The sequence below is a fragment of the Acinetobacter sp. 766875 genome, assembly GCF_000582055.1.
Taxonomy (GTDB): Bacteria; Pseudomonadota; Gammaproteobacteria; order Pseudomonadales; family Moraxellaceae; genus Acinetobacter; species Acinetobacter nosocomialis.
The window spans coordinates 192,743-209,800 of the sequence record NZ_JEXX01000003.1 but is presented as its reverse complement, the minus strand read 5'-3'; the positions used below and the strand labels follow the sequence as shown (position 1 = coordinate 209,800).

Sequence of the window (17,058 nt, the reverse complement as noted above, 5' to 3'; positions counted from 1 at the left end):
GAAAATGGACAATCTTATTTTTCAGCTTGTTATTTTTCTCATTCTCTTCAGTATTGGTTGGGCTTTTGGCCGCCATATTGAACGAAAACATTTAAATGAACTTCTAGAAAAAGAGCAACAATTTGCACATATCAGAATTGATACCAATCGTTTTGCAACGAGTGATCAATTAGGCCATTTTATTAGCAGTAATGTAGTCATTTCTCACGACTACTTTAAATATGTGCTGGCTTCTATAAAAAATGTTTTAGGGGGTCGGCTGACCAGTTATGAAAGCATTGTTGAACGAGCTCGCCGTGAAGCGATTATTCGTTTAAAACAGCAAGCCCATAATGTGGGTGCTAACCATATTATGGGAGTTCGGTTGAGTACAACCGAACTCGGTATGCAAGGCGGAATGATTGAAGTTTTTGCTTATGGTACAGCAGTCAAAGACTAGCACTGCCCCATAGCAGAAAAGTGAATACGTGGATTGCCAATATTTTTGGTTAAATGTTGGCAAATTCCGGTAATTTTCCATTTGTCCTGTTGTTTTGCCAAAGTAAAATAATAGCGACCAAAAGAATGAAAATAATCATTTTCAGAAAAACGGTAAATTTGATAATTACACTCTAACCATGCTCGGTCTTGTTCAATCCGAACAAGAGGATTACTCAAATTGTGCTGTAGTCGTAAATGCGACAAAGCCTGTTGCCGCGAACCTTTAAATTCATGACAAGACACCACACATAAAGGTTCTCCTCTAAACTGGAAATAGTCCACCTCAAGTTGATCGGCTAACAACTCATCAAACGCATCCCAATTTTTCTGGTCAAAGACCAATTGAAAACGCGTAACAACGTCTAAGATACGATGATAGTCTTGATCCATGGTGAACCTTCTATGTGGGTTTTTCCATCAATTTACCACGGCAAAATCTCTTTTTTATTTCACTTTTGTTTTTCGAATCATTTTATAGAGTAATTTCGGCGACATACGGGAAACCATCACACCTAATTTTTCTTTAGTACCACCTACCACAATATATTCTTGTCCTTGCATTAAAGCCTTAACTGAATGTTCTGCAAAAACATCGGCTTCTAGTCCATTTTCGATTGCTTCGTCTTGATGGCCTTGAGGTTGCCCTGCGCCATTTAACGCATTAAACGAAACATTAGTTTTTACAAAGCCCGGGAAAATAACCGAAACTTCAACACCCTGATCGGCAACTTCGGCACGTAAACTGTTGGCCCACATGTGAATAGCAGCTTTAGCAGCCGAATAACTTGCACGGTATTGCGTACCTAGAAGGCCTGCCACACTCGACACAAATACGACTCGGCCAGACTTTTGTTTAAGCATAATCGGCAGCACAGTTTTAGTTAGTGCCACTTGTGAGAAATAATCGACTTCCATAATGGCGCGTTCTGTTGCCATTGTGGTGTCCTGAATAAGAGCACGTTGACTTAAACCTGCATTATTAATAAGCCAGTCAATTCGTCCTTTTGCTTTTAAAATCTGCTCATAAGCCTCTTGAACTTGCTCTTGATTGGTAATGTCTGCAACTACCGATAAGTGCTGATCCGGATGGAGTAAACCAACGCGAACTTCTTCTAACTCTTCAAAGCGACGCGAAGTTAAAATCACTTGAGCCCCTTGCAAAGCAAACTCACCAGCTAAAGCTTTACCTAAACCGGAAGATGCTCCAGTAATCCACACCACTTTATTTTGCAAAGTATCAAGTTTGGCCATTTTGACTTCCTATTATCTTTTTAAATTATGCTGCTTGATGCATGAAGGCCAAAAAGTGATTGATATAATGAGTTGCTGTGGTCTGATCAACCTGCGTCCCCAATTTTTCCAAACGTTTATAGCCCAAATGCGTTGTCATATTAATGACCCCATTTAGGGTTTTGTCGACAACCAAATTAAATTTTAAACGTTTTTTAGGTTCACGTACTAGGCTTGTTACACCTAAATCCACAATTTGAATCAAGGTCTGAAAAGCTTCTTCTACGCTTTGCATATTGCCCGCACGTATTTGTTCAGTCAGTGTTTGGGCCTGTTGCACAAGTTGTGGTGTGATTGGGTAAGTAATATAAACATCTTGCTCACGTTCTTTCATAAGTGATGTCATATAATCAACTAAAGGTAATAGCCGTTCATTGCCGAAAAAAGAGACTGACCAAGGCATATATTTTCGGAAAGTATCTAAAATTTGTTGAAGAACTTTCTCGGACTCATGGCGCTGTTTTTCAGTCATGGTAGAGTTGTCTTGCTCATCCTTTAACAATACTGAGAAAACTTGCTCAATAATTTCACAAGATAAATCGGAAAGAACACTACCTAATGCTTTAGATTGGCTTTCTTTTACCCCTGCGTGTAATTTCTCTCGAATTGAAGCAAATTGGGTATAGGTTGAATCGGAAATCTTTAAAAAAACTTTGTAGCTCATATATCGCATCCCTTATCAATTCTTTTGTAATTTTTCTGCCGTGCCGCTACACGATTAAATTGTGATCCATGCTTCATAAATCTACCGTTTTTTGAAAAAAATACAAAACCGTTTATCTGTTTTCAGCACATTAATTTCGAGGCATTTTTTTGCTACAATAGATGCAATTTTTTATGCATATTCGATCTAAGCTACTATGACTGACGCTCAAACCGCTCAAAATATTGCAACCACATACGATCCAACCGAGATCGAAAAGAAGTGGTACAAAACGTGGGAAGAACAAGGTTACTTCAAACCTTCTGGTCACGGTGAATCATTCTGTATCATGATTCCACCACCAAACGTCACTGGTAGTTTGCACATGGGCCATGGCTTTAACAATGCCATTATGGATGCCCTCACCCGTTATAACCGCATGATGGGTAAAAACACTTTGTGGCAACCAGGTACAGACCATGCTGGTATTGCAACTCAAATGGTTGTTGAGCGTCAACTTGGCTTACAAGGTGTAACTCGTCACGACTTAGGCCGTGAAAAGTTCATCGAAAAAGTTTGGGAATGGAAAGAACAATCTGGCGGCACAATTACCAAACAAATTCGTCGTTTAGGTTCGTCTGTGGACTGGTCACGTGAACGCTTCACGATGGATGAAGGTTTATCAAACGCAGTTAAAGAAGTATTCGTTCGTTTGCACGAAGACGGTTTAATTTACCGTGGTAAGCGTCTTGTAAACTGGGACCCTAAACTTCAAACTGCTCTTTCTGACCTTGAAGTAGAAAGCAAAGAAGAAAAAGGCTCACTTTGGCACTTTAAATATTTCTTTGAAGACAAATCAGTTAAAACTCAAGATGGCAAAGACTATCTTGTAGTTGCAACGACTCGTCCTGAAACATTACTTGGTGATACTGCTGTTGCTGTTCACCCTGAAGATGAGCGTTATGCACACCTTGTTGGTAAAAATATTGTATTGCCAATTACTGGTCGTTTAATTCCAATCGTTGCCGATGACTACGTTGAAAAAGACTTCGGTACTGGCTGTGTAAAAATCACGCCTGCTCACGACTTTAACGACTATGAGTTAGGTAAACGCAATAGCTTGCCAATCATCAATATCTTCAACAAAAATGCCGAAGTTTTAGGTGAGTTTGAATATATTGCAAAAGCTGGCGAACAGATTTCTAAAACTATTACTGCACCTGCGGAATACGCTGGTTTAGAACGTTTTGAAGCACGTAAAAAGTTAGTTGCTCAAGCGGAAGCTGAAGGCTGGTTAGATCAAATCCAACCGTATGACTTAAAAGCGCCACGTGGCGACCGTTCAGGCGTAATCATTGAGCCGTTACTGACTGACCAATGGTACGTAAAAATTGCGCCGCTTGCTGAGCCTGCAATTGAAGCAGTTCAAGATGGCCGTATTAAGTTTGTTCCAGAGCAGTACAGCAACATGTACATGGCGTGGATGCGTGACATTCAAGACTGGTGTATTTCACGTCAACTTTGGTGGGGTCACCGTATTCCAGCTTGGTACGATGCAAATGGCAACATCTATGTTGGCCGTAACGAAGAAGAAGTACGCGCGAAAAATAACATCGCTGCTGACGTTGAACTTAAACAAGACGAAGACGTACTTGATACATGGTTCTCATCTGCACTTTGGACATTCTCAACATTAGGTTGGACTGGCGACGCACAAAAAGATGCCACAAATGATTTCCTTAAAACCTTCCATCCAACAGATGTGTTAGTGACTGGTTTTGACATCATTTTCTTCTGGGTTGCCCGCATGATCATGATGACCATGCACTTCATGAAAAATGAAGATGGTTCATCTCAAATTCCATTTAAGACTGTTTACGTTCACGGCTTGGTACGTGATGGTGAAGGTCAAAAAATGTCGAAGTCTAAAGGTAACGTACTTGACCCATTAGACTTGATTGACGGTATTGATTTAGAAAGCTTAGTTGCAAAACGTACGACTGGCCTAATGAACCCGAAAGATGCTGCGAAGATTGAAAAATCAACGCGTAAAGAATTCCCAGAAGGCATTAATGCTTATGGTACTGACGCAGTTCGTTTCACGTTCTGTGCCCTTGCAAACACTGGTCGTGACATCAAGTTCGACTTAAAACGTGTTGAAGGTTACCGTAACTTCTGTAACAAAATTTGGAATGCAACACGTTTCGTTCTGATGAATGTTGAAGGCCAAACCGTTGGTCAACAAGCTCGTCCTGATCTTTGGGAACTTCCAGAACAATGGATTATCAGCCGTCTGCAAAAAGCAGAAGCTGCTGTACACCAAGCGTTTGCAACTTATCGTTTAGACCTTGCTGCTCAAGCAATTTATGACTTTATCTGGAATGAATACTGTGACTGGTACGTTGAGTTAACTAAACCGGTTCTTAACGATGCAGAAGTTTCAGAAGAGCGTAAAGCTGAAGTACGCCGTGTACTGCTTGCTGTGATGGAAGCTTCATTACGTTTGGCTCATCCGTTAATGCCGTATTTGACAGAAGAAATCTGGCAAACACTTGCACCAATGCTTGGTCAAGGCGGCCCAACGATTATGACTGCTCAATACCCTATTCCTGAGCAAGCAAAAATCAATGAACAAGCTGAAGCAGATATGCAATGGCTTCAAGGTTTGATTGGTGCGGTTCGTAATATTCGCGGTGAAATGGGCTTAGGTAATGCGCGTTTATTACCAGTATTACTTCAAAACATTTCTGATGCTGAACGTGAGCAAATTACTCGTATTGAAGCGTTGTTCAAAGCATTGGCTAAAGTCGAAAGCATTGAGTTCTTAGGTAAAGACCAAGAACCACCGCTTTCTTCTTCAAGTGTTGTAGGTCATGCATCAGTATTTGTACCAATGAAAGGCTTAATTGACCCTAAAGCTGAGCTTGCTCGTTTGCAAAAAGACTTGGATAAAATCCAAAAGCAACATGATCAAATTGCAAATAAACTTGCAAATGAAGGCTTTGTATCTAAAGCACCAGCAGCGGTTGTTGAAGGTGAAAAAGCGAAACTTGCTGAGTTTGCTGCGCAGTTAGATAAAGTTAAAGCGAATATGGAGCAAATTGCTGCGCTTTAAGCTTTTTTAGTTAAACGAACCCAGAATCTGTGCAAACAGGTTCTGGGTTTTTCTATATTTCAAAATTACTTTTTTTGTAGAATCAGCATATGGAGATGCCATGATTTTATGCAACCATTTAATAAAGGTAAATTTTCATTCATTTCTTTATGAAACAATAAATTAAAGTCACATAAAAATAAGTCGGCTATATCTTGATAAGTAAAACCTATAAATTTTGCAGGTTCTCTAGTAACCCATTCATCTTGAGTCCCCAATAAATCAACTATCAGAATTCCGCCTTCAGAAAGAGCATTTATCATTCGTTTAATTACGCTATAAAAATAACTTGGATCGCAAAAGAATAGACTTGATGAAGCAATAATTAAGCTTGCAGACGGGAAATTAAAGTCTTCAAAAGATTCATGATAGAAAATAAATTTAGAGTCATCTTTGAATCGCTCAGTACAAACTTTTTGCGCATCAATTGAAATATCAAAAGCATGAACATTAAATCCCTTTGAGAGTAGATAAGCAGATTCATTGCCAGCGCCACAGCCACAATCGATAGCAACTAAAGGTAAGTTAGGAAAATAACCTAAAGCCTTCTCTAAAATAGGTCTATGTTTAAGTTCTTTTGATAATTGAATAAATTTTTCATTCATAAATCCGATCTTTTAATTTTTATAATTTCCACACTATATTTTATAAAGAATATAACCTCAACGATTTCTTATTTCAGAATTTATTCCTTATCAAATCATCGGTAGCCTCATGGCTGCATATAAAGCCTAGAAGCTAATTAAAGCACCCCATGCCCCAACAACATTTCTACCCCACTCACCTTTTTCATATACTTTAAACGTTCTTTCTCCCATTTCAACTGCTGCTTTAGCTCAGCACAGTCGGCATCGACAGCTTTATAAACATCACTAATGTGTACATGCTCTGCTTTCACGTTCTTCACTAACTGAAAAGAATCTAAAATCTCAGCTATTTGACTTTCAAGCTGCTGACTTTGTGCATCTAAAGCCAGTTTATAAAACCTCAATTGCTCGGCAGATAAGTCTTTAGCACCTAGCCCTTTATTCTGTTCAAGCTGTAACTGGAGTTTGAGTAAATAAAACAAATCCTGCTTTTCGTAGGCCTGACTTGCCTGTTGAAACAGCTCGGTTTTTTCTAATTTTTTAGTTTCATCTTGCTCACGGTCTGGGTGAATCATCGCGGCAATTTTTAAATAAACTGTTTTTAACGACTGCGCTGCCATTTGCTCAGCTTGTTCACGTTTCTGCTGCTGTCTTTGCCGTTTGGCTTGTTCACGCGCTTGTTGTTGCTCGGCAGCATATTGTTCAAAGTCTTCTTCAAACTCTGAACCCTGATCAACGCTTTCTTGGTATTCAGATTTTATTGGCTGAGTTTTTTTATTCTTTTTTACCGAATCTTGAGTATGTTGCTGATAAAAGGTATCGATCTGCTTCACTAAATCCAATTGTTCAGTAGATAGCATTTTGGATCGCTTCAACATTTGTGCAAGCTGGACAATTTTTCCATCTAGTTGTTGCATATCTGCTTTAGAAAACTCATGGCTATGCAGCATATTCCAAAGTTGCTCTAACTGTTGAAATAGCACTGCATGCAAATCGCTATACACAGGCATCAGTTTTTGCCGTATGTGCTGTTGAATCTCAGCTTTTGCATTTTGCCAAGTGCTCAGGCTAACTTTTTGCTGCTCTATTTTATCAATCAGGCGATTCAATTTTTTCTGCTGTGCAGACGGTTCAGACCTTTGCTGCAAGCTCACTTTGAGATCAAAGGACATACTCATCCACCTGAAAAAGAAAAAAGTGTAGCAATAATCAGATGAGGAAGGTAGCCAAGCATTCTTTAAGTGTTAAGAGGCCAAAAATTTATATCTTAAGAAATCCACCAAATCACTAGTGGTAAAGTCACGGCAGCACATAGAGTTTGAAAGCTAATCACGGCTGCCATAAGCTGACTATCGCCACCCAAAACTTTGGTTAAAATGTATGAAGCAGAAGCAGTCGGTAGCGCAAAGAAAATGACTAAAATTTGTGTTTGTAAGCTTGGTAAACCAAACCACATGCAGACCGCGTAAGCCAAAGCAGGTACTGCTAAAAGTCGAGCAAACGTGTCTGCTGCCAATACCACAATGTCTTTTTTAATTTGCATAAACTGCAAAGCTGTGCCAACACATAACAAACCTAATGGCAAACTCGAAACAGAAAAAAGCTTAATAAACTGAGTAAAGCCGTCCCAAATCGGGATGTGAAGTGCATTAACTGCTGCACCGACCACACATGATGCAATTAAAGGGTTTTTAAGCAGTGCAATCAAAACAGGTTTAATTGCCATATGTTCTTTAGAAGTTAAAGCAAGCACCGAAATAACATTTACCAGTGGAATGCAAAGTGCCAATAAAATTGCCAGTATTGCCATTCCTTCACTTTTAAAAAGTGAAGTCACTAAGGCCAAACCAATATAAGTATTAAAGCGAACCATACTTTGTACATGCACACCAAAACGTGCAGACGGTATATGCCAAAACATTCGGAGTATGTATAAAAAGGCGGTTACAGCTAAGACCACAATCAACATCGCAATAATGGCTGTACTCAAGCTTTGTAAGTCAATTTTTGCGGTCGATAGCGTACTGAAAAGCAAAGCGGGAAACAAAATATAGTAATTAAGCTTCTCTGTCCCAACCCAAAACTCATCGCTGAAAAAATGATATTTTTTAAATAAGTATCCCGATGCAATTAATGCAACTAAAGGAAAAAGAGATAAAACAATGCTATTCATTTCTTTACTCGAGTTTTGTTAGGGCTTGCTGCTTTGGCAATTAGCTTGGCTTACTCATATATTAAAGATAATGAAAACTCATGATAAAATGAGTTTTTACTCATAACAAATACAACATGACCTTTACCCAACTTGAAATTTTCGCACTCATTGCTGAACTAAAAAGTTTCACTGCGACCGCTGAAAAGTTGGGCATTTCACAGTCGGCAGTTTCCCATGCGCTTAAATCATTAGAACAACAATGGGGTATTAACCTCATTTCAAGAACTCAAAGCGATATTGAACTCACCACGACAGGTCAGCAGTTATTGACCCATGTAAAAGAGTTATTGAGTATTTCCAATACCTTAGAAAAAGAAGTGGCTGCCATCCACGGTTTAAATGAAGGAACATTACGAATTGGTTCTTTTGGGGCATCATCCTCTATTTATCTACTGCCTGAAATTTTAGAAACCTTTCGGCAGCGCTATCCTAAAATCGAAATTTATATTGATGAAGGTGAAGATAAAGAAGTTGCTCAGTGGTTATTGGAACGGCGCATAGAGGTTGGTTTTTTAATTATGCCAGATGAGCGATTCGATACATTCCCTTTAATCGAAGATCGTTTTGTTGCCTTAATTCCGAGTGGTTACCCGCTGGCGCAGCAACTCTATATTGATCCAGCCCAACTAGAAAACTGCCCTTTTATTATGACAATGGCTGGTAGTCGACATCAGGTCGAATTAATTTTAAAAAACTTTAATGTGAAACCAGATATCAAATTTTATGTTTCCCAAATTCTAAGTATCGTTAGTATGGTACACAACCAGTTAGGAATCTCAATAGTCTCTGATATGGTGATCACCAAAGAGCTACTCTCACTTTATCCAAACGTAGTTAAACGCCCATTTAAACCGAACCTTAAACGTTCTATTGGTCTTGCAGTAAAAAATAAGAAACACATCAGTCCAGCCGTAAAAGCATTCATACAAATTGCTCAAGAGGTTTGGTTTAATAAATAATTTAGTCAGAATTTAATTCGTTTTATATTTTAATAACGAACTCTTTTAGGTCAATTTATAAACAAATTAGATGACTTTTATCATAAAAATGTGCCATAACAGCCTATTTTAAGCAAATTAACGCACCATTTATCGCCAAAAACTAATTTCACAATCCAAATTGGTGCGCTTATTGCATATTCACTTTTATGCAATTGAGTTTGTTTCGACAAACTTAGGTTTTTAGATTCCTTAAATCTATTTTGGTGCAATTTACAGACCCAGATTTGTTCCAAAATGGAATTTAGCACTTTTTTCGAGCATGCTATGCAAAATGTAGATCTATTTTTCTTGTTACTTGGTGCAGTTTTGGTTCTTGCCATGCACGCAGGTTTTGCATTCTTGGAACTTGGTACAGTTCGCCACAAAAATCAGGTGAACGCGCTTAGTAAAATTCTGACTGACTTTGCCCTCTCCGCAATCGCATATTTCTTTGTTGGTTATTACATTTCTTATGGCCAGCATTTCTTCCATGATGGTACAAGCCTCGCAAGTGATCATGGTTACAACTTAATGCGCTGCTTCTTTTTACTGACTTTTGCTGCGGCAATTCCTGCAATTATTTCAGGTGGTATTGCAGAACGCGCCAAAATGCGTTCACAAGCAATAGCAACGCTCGCTTTAGTTGGTCTGGTCTATCCTTTTTTTGAAGGTATGGTCTGGAATGGTAACTATGGTTTACAAAAATGGTTAGAAACAACTTTTGGCGCAGCTTTTCACGACTTTGCTGGTTCAGTTGTAGTCCATGCAATGGGTGGCTGGATTGCACTCGCTGCGGTTATTTTATTAGGTGCTCGCTCTGGTCGTTATAAGAAAGATGGTCGCGTAAGTGCTCACCCTCCTTCTTCAATTCCATTTTTAGCACTTGGTTCATGGATTTTAATTGTGGGCTGGTTTGGCTTTAATGTAATGAGTGCTCAACGTCTTGATGCTATTTCTGGGCTAGTTGCTATTAATTCACTTATGGCAATGGTTGGCGGAACGATTACAGCAAATGCAATTGGGAAAAATGACCCAGGTTTCTTACATAATGGTCCACTTGCCGGTTTAGTTGCTATTTGTGCTGGGTCTGACATTGTTCATCCCGTGAGTGCACTTGTTATTGGTGGTATAGCTGGTGCCATGTTCGTATACCTCTTTACCTATACTCAAAATAAACTCAAAGTAGATGATGTACTAGGTGTATGGCCTTTACATGGCGTTTGCGGTGCATTCGGCGGTATTGCAGTGGGACTATTTGGTCAAAAATGGCTAGGTGGTTTAGGCGGTGTATCATTTGCCTCACAGCTCATTGGTACAGTACTCGCGATTGCTATTGCACTTGCTGGCGGTTTTATTGTTTATGGCATCCTTAAAGCGACCATTGGTATTCGTTTATCTCAAGAAGATGAGTTTCGTGGTGCAGATTTGTCTATTCATAAAATCTCTGCCAACTCTGAAGAAGGCATGTTTTAATTCAATGATTATGAAGCAGGATTTAAATATACTGCTTCATATGCCTTGTACAAATAAAACCTTTTAGTTTAAAAATAACTTTCCTTGATTAAAAACTACACTTTTAGTTTTCCATACATTCAATTTAATATATTGAAAAATATATTAAATTGAATATTTTTCTAAGATTTAAAGATGAAATCCTGTTTAGTTTAAGAACAATTTAAGTTTTATTTTATGTAATGCCTTCAATTCACGCTTAAATTGATGTTAAAACACAATGAATCAACAAAAACATTTTTTTCAGCTTCAGCTTATTTTTCTTGCTATCAGCTTTTTTATACTTTTATTTGTATTCCCAGTGGGAGGAAAAATTGATATGTACCTCATCCAACCTTGGATTGATTCAACTGGTCAATTTTTTAATCGGGAAAATTGGTATCTCGAAAGGCTTAATCATCAAATCGTAAAAGACATTATCACTGCGGTTTATGTCATCTTTTTTGGTCTGTGGCTTGCTTCATTTAAAGTAGAAAAGTTAAAAATCTATCGCTGGCAATATGGTTATATGTTTTTTGTCAGCATGATTGGTAGCGGTGTTGTTGGTTTATTAAAATCACAATCTGCTCATGCCTGCCCTTGGAATATGGTTCATCCTAATAGTTTAGGTGGCTATATTTGGGACTTTACAGCAAAACATGGTCATTGTTTTCCAGGTGGTCATGCCAGTGCTGGATTTATCATAATGACCGGTTATTTTGTTTATCGTCTTGAACAACCAAAACGAGCTTATTTTTATTTATTTTCAGGCATTTTATTAGGATTTATGATGGGTTGGGCACAAATGATGCGAGGAGCACATTTCCTAAGTCATAACTTATGGACAGGTTGGGTTGTTTGGGCAGTGAACATTTTCTTTTATGCGATTTGTATTCATCGCTTTGAGTTCGAAAAACAATTAAAACAAGAGCTTAGTTAAGCTCTTGTTTCATGTAAATGTAAAACCTTAGGTAACTTCACTAAAACTGAAAGACCACCAAGTTCTAAACTTTTATCGAGAGTTAGAGTTCCACCAAGTCTTTGAGTTGCACGATCTACAATTGATAAACCTAAACCACTTCCCACTTCAAGATGATGGTGTACTCGATAAAAACGTTTAAGCACCTTATCGTAATTTTCAGGATCTATACCTGCGCCACTATCTTCGATTTGAATACAAGCAAAATTATCTGGGTCGGTATAAACTGAAATGTTAATTACCCCCTGATGTGGTGTATATTTAATTGCATTATCAATTAAGTTAAAAATAATCGAATGTACGGTAGGTTCAATACTATGCATCTCGACAGGGTCATTTCTAACAAAGCCTAAATCAATTTCTTTTTGCATGGCTAAATTAACCAACTGCTCAACGCAATTTAAAGCCACATCATTGAGCTGGAAATAGCCAGTAGGTTCAACCATACTTAAAGTTACATCTTGCTTTGCCAACGCTAAAAGCTGCGTCACTAAATGCTGAATACGAGCTAAACCTTTGCTTAAATTTTGCAACGATTCATGCTCAGGAAACTGGCTTAACAAAATCTTGGTTTGTAAGTTCAATGCAGTAACAGGTGTTCTTAGTTCATGAGCAGCATCAGCAATGAATTGCTTCTGTTCATTTTGTGCTTTAGAAATACGGTCAAACAGACGGTTCATTTCATCAATGGTAGGCAAAAGCTCTTGAGGATAATTATGCACCTCAATTGGTGTTAACTCCTCAGAATCACGCTCCATTAACTCATTTTTAAAATCATCTATTGGTTTTAAACCACGACTAATAATGGCAGCCAAGGCAAATATCGCAAAAGGTAAAATAATTAAATAAGGAATGAACATGCTGCCGGCAAGCTCCCATGCGAAAGCTTCACGAACTCGCTCTTGTTGACTGACCTGAATTTGGTAGTCTTTCAACGGTAAAACATATGTTCGGACTACACCTTCAGCGGTTTTATGTGAATAAAAACCAGCTTGTTGCACTGGAGGAACCAGTAAATGTAGATGATGAGATAAATTCGCTTGGTCTTTATAAGCCCAAATATCTAAAAATAAATCTTCTTCGTGGTAAGTCCGATGTAAATCAAACTTACTACTTACTGTTTTTAAGGGATACTCAGCCGTTCTTTCCGCTAAATACTGCATTTGAGTATCTAGAATTTCATCGACTTCCTGAAGTGCAACCTTATAAGCACTAAAAATTAAAATACAACCTAAGATGACACTGAAAATTGAGGTGCCCCAAATCAGTCGTTTTTTTAATGAATAATGCACGTTCATGAAGTCCCGAAATCTTAAATTATGATTGCCCTAAACGGTAACCCAGTCCTCGGATAGTTCGAATAAAGTCTTTACCCAACTTAGCCCTTAAATGATGGACATATACCTCAATCGTGTTGCTGGTCACATCACTATCAAAGTCATATAACTTATCTTCCAAATTAGCTTTTGAGAAAATTTTATTTGGATGACTCATAAGCGGAATCAAGATTGCCCATTCACGATTCGATAAATCAATACGTTGCCCTTTAAACGTTGCAATGTGCTGTTCAACATTTAAAACCAGATCACCGCTTTCTAGTAGTTGATCTTGGCTTGCAAGTTGAGCCTCTACGCCACTACGGCGTAATAAAGCATGAATACGAGCGAGTAATTCATCAAACTCATAAGGCTTAATTAAGTAATCATCTGCTCCCAAATTCAGACCATCAACACGGTTTTGCAGTTGGTCACGTGCAGAGATAATCAAGACTGGTGTTGCTGCTCTTTGACGAATCTGCTTTAAAACTTGCATACCATCCATCATTGGCAATCCCAAGTCTAAAAGAATGAGATCAAACTTATTCTTTGCTAATTGGGCCAAACCATCTAAACCGTTATTGACCCATTCCACCTCAAATTGATGATATTGCAGCAACGTCGTTGTTGATTCTGCAATCATAAAATCATCTTCAATCATCAAGATTTTTGTCATGTTCTAGGCTCGCTTTAGTTTACATGGGCACAGGAGTGCAACATGTCCAGTTGAGGGTTGATGACCTGAGTTTGTACATCCAATAAACTTAACAAACTTGGGAATAGATTATCCTGACTTAACTTTTGTTTAGTTTGTTGGTTTAAACAATTTACTTGAGCAAGATTATGTTGTTTCCAGCCATCAGAGAACCACATAATCATTGGAATATGTGTTTGTTGGCTCGGTGCGATTGAGTAAGGCGAACCATGCAAATACATACCATGCTCACCTGTCGACTCTCCATGATCAGATAAATACCATAAACCTGTTTGATAATTCGATACTTCTTTTAAAGTATTGATCATTTGGCTTAATACATGGTCTGTATACACGATTGTATTATCATAACTATTTAATAGCTCAGCTGGTGAACAACCCTGTATCGCATTAGTATCACAAGTTGGTTTAAATGGTTGATATCCCTCAGGTGCCCGTTTGTAATATGCTGGCCCATGGCTACCCATCTGATGTAATACAACTAAACGTGGACGTTTATCGTCTTTCGGAATAGAGGACAAATACTGCTTTAAGCTATCAATGAGAATACCATCAAGACATTCACCATCTTTACACCATTTTTGCTTTAAGTCTTCTGGAATCTGGTATTGTTCAACACGATCACATGCACCTTTACAACCCGAGTTGTTATCAATCCAAGTCACTTGATAGCCTGCGCGTTTTGCAATATCTAGTAAGCCTTCACGATGGCTTGCCAATTGCTCATCATAATCAGCACGTGGCATACCAGAGAACATACATGGCACAGAAACTGCTGTTGCCGTACCACATGAACTCACTTGAGAGAAATTTAAAATATCTTGTTTAGAAAGCTCTGGGTTTGTATTTTTAGCATACCCATTGAGCGAGAAACTTTCTGCACGTGCAGTTTCGCCCACTACAAGTACCATGAGTTTAGGTAAATCTTTTTGAGTTTGCTGAACTTGATGGGCATCTTCACCATACTTCACAAGAGGAAGATTTTTCTTAGGCGCTTTTTTACGATAATAAGACATCACCGAAGAAATAGTGTTTTGAGGAGAGATCATCCCTTTTAAATCACGATGTTCTCTAAATATTGCTGCAAAATCAACATAGTAAGCAAACAACAATCCGCCCACAACGGCAAATGCAAGGGCGATGGAAAGGACTTTTTTAAGCAAAAGCGGAAGTATTTTTTCTGATTTGAGTTTTACCTGAGTAATCAAAAATATAGGTAAAACAACAAAGAAAATCGTCCAGAGCACAAAACGCAAAGAGAGTAAATCTGTGGCTTCTGCGACATCTGTTTGAGCAATGTTTTGAATCTGGTCAGGTGAAATAATGACACCTAAAGTATTTACAAAATACGAGCTAAACCCACCAATGAATACTAACAGAATGGCAAAAATTTTGGCGGTCCATTTCCAGTTTAAAATTTGTAAAGCTGCATAATAGGTAGCAACAACAATCACTACAGTAGCTGCTAAGAATAAGGTTGCTTTTATACCTAAATATGGTGTTAACAGGTGAACTTTCTTATAAAAACCAATATTTAGAATTGCACCTAACCAAATGGCTATAATGACGTTGAACATAAACAGGGAAATCTGCTTATTTCTTAATTTAGAAAAAAAACTCAGCATCTCTGGTTACTACGACCTTTTTTATGATCTTCTAATGTAAAAATTGAAACTTAAAAATGACTTAAATACTAGAATGATCGGTATAAACCATTTTTAAGCGCTTAGTGTCATTTAACTCAACTACAAATAAAAAGTCGAGATTCACTTGAACCTCGACTTTTTCAGACTTAAATCTTTGAAAAATTAGAAGCTATACTTAGCCATTAAACCAATACGGTTATCTTTGTAAGACTGGCCAGCAAACGTTTCACGCTTACCATTGATATATTCAAGACCTAAATCAATTGGTTTAACAGGCGAATAGATAAAGTTAATCCATGCTTGTTGAACTTTTTCGTTAGCAGATGCATTTAAGCGGGCAAAATCTGTACCATCATCTGCAAACTGTGCACCGTACGCTAAAGTTGAACGCAAGTTAGGCAAGATTTTATAAGTACCACCTACTTGTACAGCAACAAATTTATTTTGCTCAATATCTTTATTAGCAGCTACAGCATACGCAGCATTACTACCATATAAATAAGTACTATCACCTACTACATATGAAACATCAGCAAATACTTTTAAAGGATCAGAAACTTTGAAGTCTGTACCTGCAGCAATACCCCAGCCAGTTTTATTATCATCAGCAAGCTGTGATTTGTAGTTTTCTACTAAAACACGAGCTGATGCAGAACCTTTACCCTCTGCATAACCTTGGGTGATTTTAGCAGTTAATGCAGGTAGACGATATTTAAGGCTATCACCTGTAGCAGATGATGAACTATCAGCTTTTTCAGCAGAAACAAACAATTGAGTTGCAGGTGCTAATTTATAGCTATAACGTACTTGAGGAACACGTTTCGTACCGCCACCAATGTTTGTCGAGAAATCGATCATTTCTGGTGCATGAGTTGATAAGAAGTTAGATGTCGTTTGACCAAACAACCAGTCATTATATGTTACATAAGCATGACGAATACGGAATGCATCGTTTGTTCCACCAAAGTCAACTTCGATTTTACCGCCTACTTTAGCATCGCCCACAGGTGTATTAAAATCTAAACCAAGACGTGTAGTTTTAGCTGTCGCACGTAATTTATCCTGTGTGCTAGCTGTACCACCTGTACCACCTACTTTATTTACAGCATTAAAGTCGTCATCCGCACCTTCGATAATGTAGTTAGCATCACCACGAACAAAACCATAAAGGTTCACATCAGCACCAGCTTTAGATTTAAAACCTGCTAATGGAGAAGCTGGTGCAGCAACAGGCTGAGGCTGTGCTTTAACTTCAGCTAACTGTACTTGCTGTTGTTGCTGTACTTGTTGCTGTTGCTGTTGAACTTGGCGCTGTTCTTTAACTAATGCTTTTAAAGCTTCAACTTCTTGACGAAGTTTTTGAATTTCCTCTTTTTCAGAGGTTGCCGCATTTGCCCCACTCATCATTAAAGCTGTTACTGTAATAGCTAAACTTTTAACAACAAACGATTTACGATTAAGGAATAGATCCATCAAAAACTCCTAAAAATATATTTTATGTTGCTTGTCCATGCCAAGTTGATTCGTGTGACCATTGAGCACAAAAAAACCAACTATCCTCC

Annotated in this window: 15 protein-coding genes; 5 read left to right on the top strand and 10 right to left on the bottom strand. The window is 38.2% G+C overall.

The genetic code is table 11. The features are described from left to right. Positions 1 to 4: 4 nt before the first annotated feature. On the top strand, positions 5 to 439 hold the full coding sequence (locus tag J576_RS05085) for a YbjQ family protein (protein ID WP_002051467.1): 435 nt from the start codon (positions 5 to 7) through the stop codon (positions 437 to 439). Here the strand turns inward: J576_RS05085 and J576_RS05080 are convergent. Genes J576_RS05080 through J576_RS05070 form a run of 3 tightly spaced genes read right to left on the bottom strand, consistent with a single transcriptional unit; the run spans position 436 to position 2,434 of the window. After that, positions 436 to 870, bottom strand: a complete 435-nt coding sequence (locus tag J576_RS05080) for a nuclear transport factor 2 family protein (protein ID WP_002051296.1) — start codon at positions 868 to 870, stop codon at positions 436 to 438. The two genes, J576_RS05085 and J576_RS05080, sit on opposite strands and share 4 nt — an antisense overlap. A 54-nt stretch (positions 871 to 924) precedes the next feature. Continuing rightward, complete coding sequence (locus tag J576_RS05075; RefSeq protein WP_002051112.1) at positions 925 to 1,731, bottom strand: SDR family NAD(P)-dependent oxidoreductase; 807 nt, start codon at positions 1,729 to 1,731, stop codon at positions 925 to 927. 25 nt (positions 1,732 to 1,756) lie between these two features. Beyond that, a complete protein-coding gene (locus J576_RS05070; RefSeq protein WP_002051408.1) occupies positions 1,757 to 2,434 on the bottom strand; it encodes a hypothetical protein in 678 nt (225 codons plus the stop codon). Between the two features lie 196 nt (positions 2,435 to 2,630). Between J576_RS05070 and J576_RS05065 the strand changes: the two genes are divergently transcribed. Continuing rightward, complete coding sequence (locus tag J576_RS05065; protein ID WP_002051174.1) at positions 2,631 to 5,528, top strand: valine--tRNA ligase; 2,898 nt, start codon at positions 2,631 to 2,633, stop codon at positions 5,526 to 5,528. Positions 5,529 to 5,593: 65 nt separating this feature from the next. Here the strand turns inward: J576_RS05065 and J576_RS05060 are convergent, their stop codons facing one another. From J576_RS05060 to J576_RS05050, 3 genes are all read right to left on the bottom strand, one after another. After that, complete coding sequence (locus J576_RS05060; protein WP_002051270.1) at positions 5,594 to 6,172, bottom strand: methyltransferase domain-containing protein; 579 nt, start codon at positions 6,170 to 6,172, stop codon at positions 5,594 to 5,596. Positions 6,173 to 6,309: 137 nt separating this feature from the next. Then, positions 6,310 to 7,326 (bottom strand): hypothetical protein, encoded by a 1,017-nt coding sequence (locus tag J576_RS05055; protein ID WP_002051526.1) that lies wholly within the window; start codon positions 7,324 to 7,326, stop codon positions 6,310 to 6,312. A 95-nt stretch (positions 7,327 to 7,421) separates the two neighbouring features. Beyond that, on the bottom strand, positions 7,422 to 8,327 hold the full coding sequence (locus J576_RS05050) for an AEC family transporter (RefSeq protein ID WP_002051200.1): 906 nt from the start codon (positions 8,325 to 8,327) through the stop codon (positions 7,422 to 7,424). Between the two features lie 116 nt (positions 8,328 to 8,443). Here J576_RS05050 and J576_RS05045 point away from each other — a divergent pair, with 116 nt between their 5' ends. The 3 genes from J576_RS05045 to J576_RS05035 all read left to right on the top strand — a co-directional run bounded on the left by J576_RS05045 (position 8,444) and on the right by J576_RS05035 (position 11,780). Beyond that, a complete protein-coding gene (locus tag J576_RS05045) occupies positions 8,444 to 9,328 on the top strand; it encodes a LysR family transcriptional regulator (protein WP_002051515.1) in 885 nt (294 codons plus the stop codon). Positions 9,329 to 9,634: 306 nt separating this feature from the next. Beyond that, positions 9,635 to 10,822, top strand: a complete 1,188-nt coding sequence (locus tag J576_RS05040) for an ammonium transporter (protein ID WP_002051335.1) — start codon at positions 9,635 to 9,637, stop codon at positions 10,820 to 10,822. A gap of 259 nt (positions 10,823 to 11,081) precedes the next feature. Beyond that, positions 11,082 to 11,780 carry a phosphatase PAP2 family protein gene (locus tag J576_RS05035; protein ID WP_004885453.1) on the top strand — a complete coding sequence of 233 codons (699 nt, stop codon included), beginning with the start codon at positions 11,082 to 11,084 and terminating at the stop codon, positions 11,778 to 11,780. Here the strand turns inward: J576_RS05035 and J576_RS05030 are convergent. The 4 genes from J576_RS05030 to J576_RS05015 form a co-directional block, all read right to left on the bottom strand. Continuing rightward, positions 11,777 to 13,111: a two-component system sensor histidine kinase PmrB gene (locus J576_RS05030; protein ID WP_025467925.1), complete on the bottom strand. Its 1,335-nt coding sequence runs from the start codon at positions 13,109 to 13,111 to the stop codon at positions 11,777 to 11,779. The genes J576_RS05035 and J576_RS05030 overlap by 4 nt on opposite strands. A gap of 25 nt (positions 13,112 to 13,136) precedes the next feature. Continuing rightward, entirely contained in the window at positions 13,137 to 13,811 is a 675-nt protein-coding gene (locus tag J576_RS05025) for a DNA-binding response regulator PmrA (RefSeq protein WP_002051287.1), read from the bottom strand. A gap of 14 nt (positions 13,812 to 13,825) precedes the next feature. Further along, positions 13,826 to 15,475: a phosphoethanolamine transferase gene (locus tag J576_RS05020; protein ID WP_031951196.1), complete on the bottom strand. Its 1,650-nt coding sequence runs from the start codon at positions 15,473 to 15,475 to the stop codon at positions 13,826 to 13,828. A gap of 183 nt (positions 15,476 to 15,658) precedes the next feature. Next, positions 15,659 to 16,969: a DcaP family trimeric outer membrane transporter gene (locus J576_RS05015; RefSeq protein ID WP_002051240.1), complete on the bottom strand. Its 1,311-nt coding sequence runs from the start codon at positions 16,967 to 16,969 to the stop codon at positions 15,659 to 15,661. Positions 16,970 to 17,058 lie beyond the last annotated feature (89 nt).

Excerpts from the sequence above, each read along its gene's own strand:
- J576_RS05085 (WP_002051467.1), top strand. The coding sequence starts at position 5 with ATGGACAATCTTATTTTTCAGCTTGTTATTTTTCTCATTCTCTTCAGT.
- J576_RS05080 (WP_002051296.1), bottom strand. The coding sequence starts at position 870 with ATGGATCAAGACTATCATCGTATCTTAGACGTTGTTACGCGTTTTCAA.
- J576_RS05075 (WP_002051112.1), bottom strand. The coding sequence starts at position 1,731 with ATGGCCAAACTTGATACTTTGCAAAATAAAGTGGTGTGGATTACTGGA.
- J576_RS05070 (WP_002051408.1), bottom strand. The coding sequence starts at position 2,434 with ATGAGCTACAAAGTTTTTTTAAAGATTTCCGATTCAACCTATACCCAA.
- J576_RS05065 (WP_002051174.1), top strand. The coding sequence starts at position 2,631 with ATGACTGACGCTCAAACCGCTCAAAATATTGCAACCACATACGATCCA.
- J576_RS05060 (WP_002051270.1), bottom strand. The coding sequence starts at position 6,172 with ATGAATGAAAAATTTATTCAATTATCAAAAGAACTTAAACATAGACCT.
- J576_RS05055 (WP_002051526.1), bottom strand. The coding sequence starts at position 7,326 with ATGTCCTTTGATCTCAAAGTGAGCTTGCAGCAAAGGTCTGAACCGTCT.
- J576_RS05050 (WP_002051200.1), bottom strand. The coding sequence starts at position 8,327 with ATGAATAGCATTGTTTTATCTCTTTTTCCTTTAGTTGCATTAATTGCA.
- J576_RS05045 (WP_002051515.1), top strand. The coding sequence starts at position 8,444 with ATGACCTTTACCCAACTTGAAATTTTCGCACTCATTGCTGAACTAAAA.
- J576_RS05040 (WP_002051335.1), top strand. The coding sequence starts at position 9,635 with ATGCAAAATGTAGATCTATTTTTCTTGTTACTTGGTGCAGTTTTGGTT.
- J576_RS05035 (WP_004885453.1), top strand. The coding sequence starts at position 11,082 with ATGAATCAACAAAAACATTTTTTTCAGCTTCAGCTTATTTTTCTTGCT.
- J576_RS05025 (WP_002051287.1), bottom strand. The coding sequence starts at position 13,811 with ATGACAAAAATCTTGATGATTGAAGATGATTTTATGATTGCAGAATCA.
- J576_RS05020 (WP_031951196.1), bottom strand. The coding sequence starts at position 15,475 with ATGCTGAGTTTTTTTTCTAAATTAAGAAATAAGCAGATTTCCCTGTTT.
- J576_RS05015 (WP_002051240.1), bottom strand. The coding sequence starts at position 16,969 with ATGGATCTATTCCTTAATCGTAAATCGTTTGTTGTTAAAAGTTTAGCT.